4 protein-coding genes are annotated in these 11,900 nt (G+C 47.8%); 3 read left to right on the top strand and 1 reads right to left on the bottom strand.

The window, feature by feature from the left end:
- Positions 1-1,318: choice-of-anchor D domain-containing protein (locus QUA27_RS14135; RefSeq protein WP_333068648.1), on the top strand; the 1,318-nt coding region annotated here is incomplete at its 5' end.
- A 105-nt stretch (positions 1,319-1,423) separates the two neighbouring features.
- Here the strand turns inward: QUA27_RS14135 and QUA27_RS14130 are convergent.
- Positions 1,424-2,818: an NAD(P)/FAD-dependent oxidoreductase gene (locus QUA27_RS14130; protein ID WP_333068647.1), complete on the bottom strand. Its 1,395-nt coding sequence runs from the start codon at positions 2,816-2,818 to the stop codon at positions 1,424-1,426.
- A gap of 399 nt (positions 2,819-3,217) precedes the next feature.
- On the opposite strand from QUA27_RS14130, the gene QUA27_RS14125 reads away from it, so the two are divergent.
- Positions 3,218-6,316, top strand: a complete 3,099-nt coding sequence (locus QUA27_RS14125) for an MFS transporter (RefSeq protein WP_333068646.1) — start codon at positions 3,218-3,220, stop codon at positions 6,314-6,316.
- A gap of 860 nt (positions 6,317-7,176) precedes the next feature.
- Positions 7,177-11,733: a response regulator gene (locus tag QUA27_RS14120; RefSeq protein WP_333068645.1), complete on the top strand. Its 4,557-nt coding sequence runs from the start codon at positions 7,177-7,179 to the stop codon at positions 11,731-11,733.
- Positions 11,734-11,900: the final 167 nt, after the last annotated feature.

Raw genomic sequence — 11,900 nt, 5'->3', positions numbered from 1 at the left:
TACGATCGACTTTGGCAGTGCATTAATTGGCGGCACTCTCAACAAAACCTTTACCGTCAAAAATCTTGGTACAGCAGATTTAAACCTCAGCAACCTTACCCTACCAACCGGATTTAGCTTAGTCGGAAATTTACCTGCAACTGTCGCCGCCGGCGGTACAACTAACCTGCAAGTTCAAGTAGATACAGCCACAGCCGGAAATAAATCAGGTACGCTGCAATTTGTCAATGATGATAGCGATGAAAATCCCTTTGATTTCGTGATTTCAGCATCAGTCACAGCATCGGTACCAACCCCAACTCCTGCACCAGTACCCACGCCAACTCCTGCACCAGTACCCACGCCAACTCCTGCACCGATACCAACCCCAACGCCTGCACCAGTACCAACCCCAACTCCTGTTAACCTTCCCGATGCAGACTGCATTTGCGACAAAATTCAGTATCCCAATCTCAACCAACCCAACCAACAAATTGATAACATTATCAATGGTGGTCCCGGCCTGCTAATTGGTACTCCCAACAACGACGCTTATTTTGGCAGCAACAGTACCAATTTCTTCGATGCTAAAGAAGGCAACGACAACCTGATTGGTGGCGAATTAAAGGATATCTTCAACGGCAATGAAGGCAATGACTTCATTGACGGCAATCAGGGAGACGATATCCTGTTTGGTGGCAAAGAAAACGACATCATTCTTGGTGGTTTTGGCGAAGATGTTATTTTCGGGAATCAGGGCAACGATTCAATTAACGGCAAAGAAGATAATGACTTAATCTTTGGCAATCAAGGCAATGATTTCATCGACGGTGGCAAAGGAAACGATTATTTATTCGCCGGTAAAGCCAACGATGTCATTCTCGGCGGTGAAGGCAGTGATACTCTCTACGGACAACTCGGAGATGATACTTTCTGCGGCGGTGCAGCAGATGACCTAGCTTATGGCGGTCAAGGCAATGATTTAATTGACGGCAGCTTGGGCAACGATTCGATTTATGGAGACCTAGGTAACGATACGCTTCTCGGTTGCGAAGGTAATGATATTTTGTTTGGAGGTTTAGGCAACGACAGCTTAAGTGGCGGTTTTGGCAATGACACATTTGTCATCGGATTTAATCAAGGATTTGATATTGTCTCTGATTTTGTCAAAGGTCAGGATCTCATCGGATTGTCGGGAGGTCTGAGTTTTGACCAGTTAGAAATTAGTCATAACAATAACAGTGCGCTGATTAAATTCAAGGGAAGTGGAGAAGTATTTGCTTCGTTAACTGGAGTCAACGCCACCCTAATTGGTGTTAGCGATTTCCGAATAGTCTGAACCTAAAACAACGCAGATGAATATGATTTCATCTGCGTTTATATCTCTTGATTCTGAAAAAATAGAATTGGTAAAAATAAGCTCATTCCGTCTCAAGTGTTTCTATTAATTCTGCGTTGTGCCTTCTACTTTCTGCCCGCCACTAACTAATTGCCCGATCGCCTTCAGCGCAATACTGGGATGAAAAAGTACAGCCGGCGACTCAATCATGTGCAGAACTTCCAAAAATGCTTGACAAACTTTAGCATCTCCGACCAGCACTTTTAACACCAGATCCATGTAATCAATTGTCAGCCGCGTAGCGAGGTTTAGTTTTGCACCTTCACTTCCCAGATAGCGGGAATCCTGACTGATGGCAAACGTCCAAGGAATAGTGTGTAATTTTGCTAGTTTTTCTTGAAATTGTCGCCCAAAGCCTGTTAAATCGCCTTCTGGATACCGCTCTCTTTGCTTTTGCAGGCATCGATCTAGCATCTGAGCATCGAGTGCAGCAACCGTCATTCCCTGGCCATAAACCGGGTTGAAAGCGCAAACTGCATGACCGATAATTATTAAGTTTTCAGGGTAACGACGGAGGCGATCGTAGTGGCGTAAACGGTTTTCTGTACCTCGATAACTATAAATAGGTGTGATGGCTTCTGCGTCTTTAATCGCATGATAAATTGTCGGGGTTGGCAGACTGCGGGCAAATTCTAGAAAACCTGCTTCGTCGGTCGGGGGATAATCGCGATCGCCCCCGGCGAAACCCACCAGCCAGCGATTGCCTTCGATCGGGAAAATTGCACCGCCGCAGGTGCGAAATGGCGGTGCTGGTGACACAAATACTGGCGGTGTGCCTGACAATTTACCGCGGGATTTATAGATGCGGCTGGCATAGCCGACAAAAGCATTGATAGCGGTTTCTTGTGGAGGTTCATAGCCCAAACTTTTCAACCATTGAGGTGTTTTGGAAACTTTGCCACCAGCATCGACTACTAAATCTGCATACAAATTCTCTGCATGGATGTTACCCGGGTTGTGGCGATCGCGAAAACCCACCGACACACCAGCAACCTCAGCGCGCGAGGCATTCGCCAGCAACCCCGTTACGGTGCCTCCTTCGAGGAAATGCACGTTCGTATTTTCAGCCAAGCGGCGGCGAATTTGCCAATCCAGTAAATCCCGACTGAACATAATTAAATCATTTAGATCCGGGCTAAATTGCGGGGCCCAACCCGCCGGACTAAACCACCCGATCGACTTCGGATTTAACCTAGGAGCACCAGCAGCTATCAGTTCGTTTTCCAAGCCAGGAAACAACTCTTCTAGGATGATTTTCCCGCGATTTAAAAGGATGTGAAGGTGACTGGATTGAGGAATCCCGGGGCGAGGTGCGGGTTGTTCAGGAAAAAAATCTCGTTCAACAATACTTACTCGGTCGAAGTGTTTTGCTAATACTCTAGAGGCCAACAGTCCTGCTAAACTCCCCCCAATAATAATTGCATGACTTTCTCGCTGCACGATCGAATTCCTTGAAAGCTAATTTGCTATGGCATTGGTTGATGAATTGGGAACAATTTGTCTCGGCTTCTGTGTCGACTCTTAATATCGATCGACCAAAGATTTTCCTCTGCCATTATTTTAATCCGACTTACCATTACTACCATCTATCTCGGATGCGCCACAGCGCACCTTACTCATACCTGAGAACTAACAACTTCACAACTGCCAATTTACATAGCACAAATATTCCTTAAGTGACAGCCGGCCGCAGACATATTCCTACACTTCCAACTGTAGGGGGATGCTTTAGCTCGTCAATAAGGCGATGCTTGCCATTGGGGGCATGAGTCTAAAACTATACATTGGTTAACTTGCGCCAATGAGCGCGCGCACCCACTCCTTAATGAGGAATATACTATGTATCAAAATTTGCCAATAAATCCACAACTGTATAACATCGGGTTCTGGCTGGCTCAAGTGCCAGTAGAGCAGACTACTACAAACACAGCAGAAGACGCAGCACTCCTCTATTCCGGGCCGCAATTTTTTATCGCCTTGATAGCTGGAGTCGTGCTTGCCTGCGCTTTCCAACTATTGCTAACAAATTTATCAGTAGCCGCGGGCCTGTCGTACATGGGACAATCCCACGACGACGGCCACCACTCGGATAGCGGCAGCACCCCAGTCCGCCACATCGGCAGAAAGGTAGGTACTTGGACGCTAGTCACTGTCACCATTGCCCTCTTCTTTGCTTGCTTGCTAGCAGTTAAGCTCAGCTTGATTAGCAGTCCCGGTTTAGGTGCGATCGTCGGTTTAGTAGTGTGGGCAGCCTATTTCTCAATGCTTGTTTGGGTGAGTTCCACCACCGTCGGTTCCTTGATCGGTTCCGTCGTCAACACCGCCACATCAGGTTTTCAAGCGATTGTCGGCACCGCAGCCTCGGCCATCGGTGCCAAAGCAGCCAGCAACCAAGTAGTCGCCACAGCCAAAGCAGCAGCAGCAGCAGTGGGTCATGAACTGGGTAGCGCGATCGACCCTACAAGCTTGCGCGAAAACGTCGAAGACTACATCCAAAGCCTCAAACCGCCAGAATTAGACATCAAAGGGATGCGTAGCGAGTTTGAAAAATTGCTTAACGATCCGCAACTAAAAACCATTGCAGCCGAAAATTTGCCGAATCTCGATCGCCAAACTCTCGTAGATTTAGTAAGTTCGCGATCGGACTTATCAAAACGCGACGTTAACCGGATTGTAGACCAACTTCAAGATGCTTGGAAACAAGTAGGAAAACAAGGGCAGCAATCAGACGGCATCGCCCAATTAGTAGACTATCTCAAATCGGCTAAATCGGGAGATTTGCTCTCAGATAAATTGGCAAGTAGGGTAGAAAAAGCTCTCAGCAATCTGAGCGGTCAAAACTCTGGACAAAGCCCGACCATGATGTCCCAAGCAACGACAATGGCAGTCAATGCTTTAATGGGAATAGTATTGGGTCGCACGGATATTTCTGACTTGGATCTTGAAAAAGTAGTCGGTCAGCTCAAAGAAGCTAAAGACAAAGTTACCCAGCAAACTGATAAAATTACCGCTCAAGTCAAAGGCGAACCCGTAACTTACAGCCCAATTCGTGCCGACGTAGAAAACTACCTACTCAACACTTATTCGTGGCAGATGAACCCCCAAGCCATCGAGCGCGAATTTCGGGACGTTCTCTACGATCCTACAGCCGATCCGGGAACTGTGCGCCGCGAATTAGAAAAACTAAAACAGTCTAATTTTGCAGAAATCCTGGCTAGTAGAGGTGTTTTTACCCAAGACAAAATTAAACAAATTTCCCAGGAATTAGAAGCAATTAGACAGCGCGTTTTACAAACCGTGATCTTTGCCGAGGAGCAAGAAAAATCTCGCGATTTGCAGTGGCGGGTAGAAACTTATTTGAAGCTGACGCCGAAAGAAGAACTGACAGCAGCAGGTATCGGGAGCGATTTCAAAAAAATATTAGAGGATTCCGACGCTACTTACGAACAGTTGCGCGATCGGCTTTCTCCTTACACCCGCGACAGTTTCGTGCAAATTCTTCGAGGTCGCGAAAACTTCGGATTCCAGGAAGTAGAACAGATTGTTCAAGAGTTAGAAAGGACACGAGATCTAGTTTTAGCAGATGCGAAAGGTCTGCAAGAAGCAGCGCAAGTCCGACTAGATAACCAGTGGCAAAGAGTGCAAGAATACTTGAAGTCTACGGGCAAAGAAGAACTCAATCCCGAAGGCATCAAGCGCGATTTGAAAACGCTGCTGGATAACCCAGAAGCAGGAATGTGGGCGCTGAGAGCTAGAGCTTCTAAGTTCGATCGCGATACTTTGGTAAAATTGCTATCTCAGCGGAAAGACCTCAGCGAAGACCAAGTAAATCAGCTTCTCGACAGCACCGAAGAAACTTGGCAAGGCGCGCTGCATGCGCCGCAAAAGTTGGCCGAAAAAGCTAAGGATCAGTACGACCAAACAACTACCGCCCTTGCAGATTACCTTCGCAATACTGGCAAATCAGAACTCAATCCTGAAGGGATTAAGCGGGATTTGACAAAACTGCTGGAAAATCCCAAAGAAGGAGCTTTAGCACTGCGCGGCCGCCTGTCTCAAGTCGATCGCGATACTTTGGTAAAACTGCTTTCTCAGAGACAAGATTTGAGTGAAGAACAAGTCAATCAAATTATCGACCAAGTGCAGGAAACTCTTGGCTCGATTGTGAAAGCGCCGCGCCGTTTGGCAAAACGGGTGCAAAGCCAAGTGCACGATTTTCAAAGTGTTTTAGAAGATTATTTGCGTAATACGGGCAAGGATGAATTAAATCCAGAAGCCATCAAGCGCGACTTGCAACTGCTGCTGCATGACCCGAAAGTGGGCGCTTACAGTTTGGGCGAGCGGCTGTCGCACATCGATCGAGCTACAGTTGTTTCTCTGCTGTCTCAGCGGCCGGATATTTCTGAAGCAGAAGCAAATCGCATTGTTGATGGAATTTTGTCGGTGCGCGATGAGTTCGCAATGCAAATTCAGAAAATACAGGAGGGTATTCAGTCGGTAATTGACGGGATTCTCGGAAAAATTCGGGATTACCTCAATTCGCTCGATCGCCCTGAACTCAACTATGAAGGCATTACGCGGGACGTGCGGAAGTTATTTGACGATCCGCAAGCCGGATTTGACGCTTTGCGCGATCGGCTGGGTCATTTCAATCGCGATACTTTAGTAGCACTAATGAGTTCTCGCGAGGACATTTCCGAAGCAGATGCCAACCGCTTGATCGACCAAATTGAAAGAAGCCGCAACAGCGTCTTGCAAAGAGCAGAACGCTTGCAGCAAGAGGCACAGCTTCGCCTCGAAAGCATCAAACTGCAAGCCGAAAAACAAGCTGAAGAAACCCGGAAAGCAGCAGAAGTTGCTTCTTGGTGGCTGTTTTTCACCGCTCTTTCTTCGGCCGCAGCAGCAGCAGGCGCCGGTGCTTTAGCCGTTATCCGATAAAAAAGACTCAAGTTGCGATCGAATTGCAGATAGTGCCTGATGTGAGTTTATACTGATATCAGGCACTACTGTTATTAAAGGATGTTATCGGGGAGTGGGAACTGGTTTATTTAATTTGTTGGTACTTTTTAAGGTTATTCGTAAATCCGCTCCTACAAGTTTATTGAGGAGGGTGCAAACTGTGAGTTTATACATTTTAATTAACAGTTTTGCTTCATTCACAATAAAAAAGTCAAAAGCATAATTTTTAGATTGTCTATTTTATTGGCGGATGTAAATGAAAATTCGGCGGATATTCCTTACCTCTGCGATTGCAATTTTTTCGTCAGTTATGAACGTGGTTCAGGCTTCGAGGCGGCTGGATTGACTTCTGGGTGTATTCCACCACTCCTGCAAGGATTGCTGTAAAACAACACAAATCAAAAAAGCTCTGGGAATAAGAATCTTTTTGCAGGAAAAACTCGACGCGACAGTCCGGTCTCTTCTCAATATTTTTTAGGTACAGTAATAGTAGGGTTCTAAACCCAGCACGCCTGTTCTCTCAACCGCCTGCCTCCCTGGTTGCGCTAGTATCAAACGCGAACTCAAAAAGTTCGATCGCCCGTTTCCTTTGAAGATGCCGATCGTCAGGTTATAACTTCTAGGCCATTAGGTTGTGCATAATAGGGAACTAAAGCTGTGAAAATACTACACTGACTGTGGGGGGCAACATACCGGATACCTTGGAAATACCAAGGGCTTTGCCAAGCCAGCCCATAAAAGTCAAAACACGCAGGCCCTGCGATCGCCAATGCTAAACAACCTACGTCTCAAACCTCTCCTGGCTAGTTGCCGAGTAGCACCGTGAGGAGGGCGACGCCATGCAACTCCGAAAAAAAACACTATTAATCATCAGTGCAGCGCTGATCAGCCTGATTGTGGTTCTCTATGCCACTGCATCAACTATTTTGCTGCATGATTTTCACAACCTGGAGGCACAGTACGTCCGCCAGGATGTCGCGCGGGCTTTGGACGCATTAGATGACGATTTGTCGAATTTAGACACCAGCGCCCAAGATTACGCCGAGTGGGACGATACTTACTCTTTCGCCAAAACACAAAACGAAAAATTTGTCAAGTCAAATTTCGTCGATTCGACATTTGTTTACTTGAGACTAAACTTATTGGTGTTGCTGGACTCCAACGGTCAGACGATATTCAGCAAAGGTTTCGACCTGAAATCCAAAACCGAAATCCCAATTCCCGAAAGCTTAAAACAGCACTTGATCGAGGCGCTGCTAGACTCCTCGACAGGTTCGGGCGATCGCCCCGCCAAAACAGGCGTCCTCACCCTGCCAGAAGCCACGCTGCTGATTGCTTCAAAGCCGATCTTCAACAGCAACGCCCAAGGTCCACCGCGCGGAACCCTGATCGTGGGACGCTATCTCGACAGCAGCGAAATCGGTTTGCTTTCAAAACTAACTCATCTGTCAGTAGATTTTAGATTGCCGAGTTTGGATTTTAAAGTCGGAGCCACGAACTACTCCGGGCATGGCGCCAAGGCGATGGCTCCATCTAGGCAGGATTTGGAAAATCTCAAACTCAAAATTTCCCACCTCAAATCAGTAGAAATTTTAGTGGAGCCGCTCAGCGACAGCTTAGTCGCAGGATACGCCCTGATTCGCGACATCGACGGCAACCTAGCGCTGCTGCTGCGAGTAGAGACAGATCGCATCATCTACGGCCAAGGTCAGGCTACCTTGGAGCTGTTTACCTTATCAATACTGGCAGTAGGTTTAATATTTAGCGCGATCACCCTGCTGTTGCTAGAAAAATTAGTCTTGGCAAGATTGGCTTCCTTGAGCACCAGCGTCAGCAACATCGCAGCCAACGGCGACCCAGACTTGCGGGTTCATATGGCAGGAGCAGATGAACTAGCAAGCTTGGCAGACGGCATCAACAGAATGCTAGAAGCATTGGGCAATTCTCAAGTCGAACGTAATGAAAGCGAAGACCGCTATCGGTTGATGGCCGAAAACTCAACCGACATGATCACCAGACACGACCCCAAAGGCGTATTTATTTACGTCTCGCCCGCCAGCCGGGCTTTGCTGGGATACGAACCTTCGGAACTCATCGGCCGCGTCCCCAACGATTATTTTCACCCCGACGATTTAGAAACCATTGCCAAGGCTCACTGGAAAGTCCTGGCGCTCCCAGTTACTTACACCGTCAGCTACCGCATCCGTCGCAAAGACGGCAAATACATTTGGTTTGAAACCACCGGCCGCACGATCAGCGATCCCCAAACCGGCGAAGTGCAAGAAATTATCGGCATTTCCCGCGACATCAGCGTGCGGAAGCAAACAGAACAAGAACTGCGAGAAAGCGAAGCTGCAATCAAAGCTTTGTACCAAGTGACTTCGGCTCCCCGTACCGACCCGCTCAACCACCTCTCTACCTTTGATTTGCGCCTCCAAGAACTGCTGGCAATGGGATGTCGGCATTTAGGCCTGTCCGTGGGAATTTTGTCCCGCATTCAAGGCGACAACTATCAAATAATGGCTGTTGAGTGTCCCCAGGGGTCGATCGTCAAAGACCAAATCTACGATCTGGAAAAAACTTTCTGCGTCGCTACGGCAATGGCAAAAGAACCGATTTACTTTGAGTCGGTAAGATTTTCGGGTTTTTCCTTCAACACGGACGATCGAGCCTTCCCCATCGAAGCTTACATGGGCATTCCCGTCACTGTGGCAGGTGAAGTTTACGGCACTCTGTGCTTCTTTTCTCCGACTCCTGTGACAGAACCGTTCCGAGCTGTAGACAGAGAGTTGATGAAACTGATGGCTCAGTGGGTGGGAAGCGAACTCGAACGCCAGCAAACCGACGTAGATTTGGCAAAAGCTCGCGATCAAGCACTGGCGGCTACTAGAGCCAAAAGCGAATTTTTAGCCACCATGAGCCACGAAATTCGCACTCCGATGAATGGAGTCATCGGCATGACTGGTTTGCTGCTGGATACCCCATTAACTCGCGAACAGCGCGATTTTGTAGAAACTATCCGCAGCAGCGGCGATGCCTTGCTGACGCTGATTAACGATATTCTAGATTTCTCGAAAATTGAGTCGGGCAAATTGGACTTGGAGGAACATCCGTTTGACATCCGCACTTGCATTGAGGAATCTTTAGACTTGGTAGCTGCCAAGGCGGCAGAAAAAAAACTGGAAGTGGGTTACTTGATCGATCGTACTGTACCGGCAACGGCGATCGGCGATAGCACCCGCTTGAGGCAAATTTTAATCAACTTGCTCAGTAACGCGGTTAAATTTACCGAAACTGGAGAAGTGGTGGTTGCGGTGACTGCCAAAAAGATGTCAGTGTCAACGGCTAACGCTAAAGAACCGCCAGCAGTTAATGGCGAATCGGTAGTAATTAACCCAGCATACGAAATACATTTTGCGGTCAAAGATACTGGTATCGGCATTCCAAGCGATCGCATGGATCGGCTATTTAAATCTTTCAGCCAGGTTGATTCTTCAACGAGCCGGCAGTACGGCGGTACCGGATTGGGTTTGGCAATTAGCAAGCGTTTGGCCGAAATGATGGGCGGCCGGATGTGGGTGGAAAGTATGGGTAGTGTGGCGGGCAATCCTCCTGCCGATTTTAGATCGTCGGCAGTTTTTGATTTGGGATGGGCAGAATCTTGCGAAATTGCCGAAAAATATGGCTATGGCAAATCTGTACTCAGCCACAAGCCGCTCGGCCAAAATACGAAATCCGTTGGCTCTACTTTTTATTTCAGTACGATCGTTTCTGGCTGCAAGAATTCCTTACCAGTTAGCTTGAGCAATTCTCAACCTGAATTAAGTGGTAAGCGAGTCTTAATTGTCGATGACAATGCTACCAACCGCAGAATTTTGACTCTCCAAGCTCAGTCTTGGGGAATGGTGGCTAGGGCTTCTGATTCGGCTCGTTTGGCTTTAGATTGGCTGGCTGCTAAAGAGATGTTTGACTTGGGAGTTTTAGATATGCAAATGCCGGAAATGGACGGGTTAGCTTTAGCGGCGCAAATTCGCCGGTATCCTGGTTGCGAAAGGTTGCCGTTAGTGATGCTAACTTCGATCGGCAGGCAAGAAATTCACCCCCCTGCTATGGAGATGGATTTTGCTGCTTTTTTGAATAAACCCATCAAACAATCTCAGCTTTACAATGTTTTAATCAATATTTTTGGAGAACAGACAACTGAATTTAAAGGGCAGCGCACTAGCGGGGCTTTCTTGCAAAGCATACCCATGTTGGCAGAGAACTTACCCCTGCGGATTCTGTTGGCTGACGATCATTTGGTGAATCAGAAGGTAGCTTTGCAAATTTTACAGCGGATGGGGTATCGCGCAGATGTGGCGGGAAACGGTATCGAAGTGCTCGAAGCTTTGCGCCGCCAGCCTTATGATGTGGTGCTGATGGATGTGCAAATGCCGGAAATGGACGGACTGGAAACCACCCGCCACATCCGCGAGCAATTTTCAGCAGATTTAACTGTAGAAAATCACACGGGAGAATCAGAAGTTTCCGTAACAAATGAGCAATCTCATAATCGAGACGCGACCACAAATCTCACGGGAGGATCCGAAGTTTCCGCAACAGATGAGCAATCTAATAATGGAAAATCCAGAATCCAAAATCCCAAATTGACTGGCGAGGAATCTAACAATCGAAAATCCAAAATCCAAAATCTAAAACCACCTAGGCCTTGGATTGTGGCGATGACGGCAAATGCGATGCAGGGCGATCGCGAAGAGTGTATGGCTGCGGGGATGGACGACTATTTGAGCAAGCCGATCGCCATTGACCAGTTGGTGCGAGCTTTGAGCGCGTGTAAATCTCGATCGAACTCCGCATTCGATCGCCTGCAGCCGATTGTTTGTTTGGATGCCCCGGCGGAACAGATCGAAGAAACGAGTGAATTAGAAGTGCGATCGAATGTGGTTGTTGCAGGAAATCCACAACTGACAATTCCCAATTCGGCGACAGTCGTCGATTGTGGTGCATCAAATCTCGATCGGGCTTTGTCAGAGAGTGGGGATTCCCTAAGTGCAAACATTATAGAGGGGCTGCGAGAAGTGGAAGCTTTGGACGAGGCGATCGAGATTTACCTCGAAACAGCTCCCGAACTGCTGCGAGGCATCTCTATGGCCCTGAGCAACGCCGATCCGCTGGCTTTGCGGCGATCGGCTCACTCTTTGAAATCGATTAGCGGTACTCTCGGTGCTTTTCGCCTGTTTGAGCTGTGCGAGCAACTCGAAATCATGGGCCGCATCGGAACAAATGCTAACCAGCCTTTACCCGATCCGGCCTGTGCGCTTTTAGAAGAGGTTGAGGCCGAGTATCAAAGAGTCGAAACGGCGTTAAAAATAGAAATGCAGTCTGTTGATTGTTAGCGGTTAGAGCCTGTCCGATTGATTTCTCATAAATTCGTCCGCTCCGGGTAATGCTGTCAATCTGAAGCAACATTAGACAATAGAAAGTTATCTCATATCAAGTCCGGTAGCACCGGACTTGTATGGTGGGCGTGGGAGCGCAATTAGCAGCCGCACGCTGGCCACCA

The organism is Microcoleus harperi Pol14_C6, from assembly GCF_036701295.1.
In the GTDB taxonomy this organism is placed as follows: Bacteria; Cyanobacteriota; Cyanobacteriia; order Cyanobacteriales; family Microcoleaceae; genus Microcoleus.
This window is presented reverse-complemented; position numbering and strand designations above follow the sequence as displayed.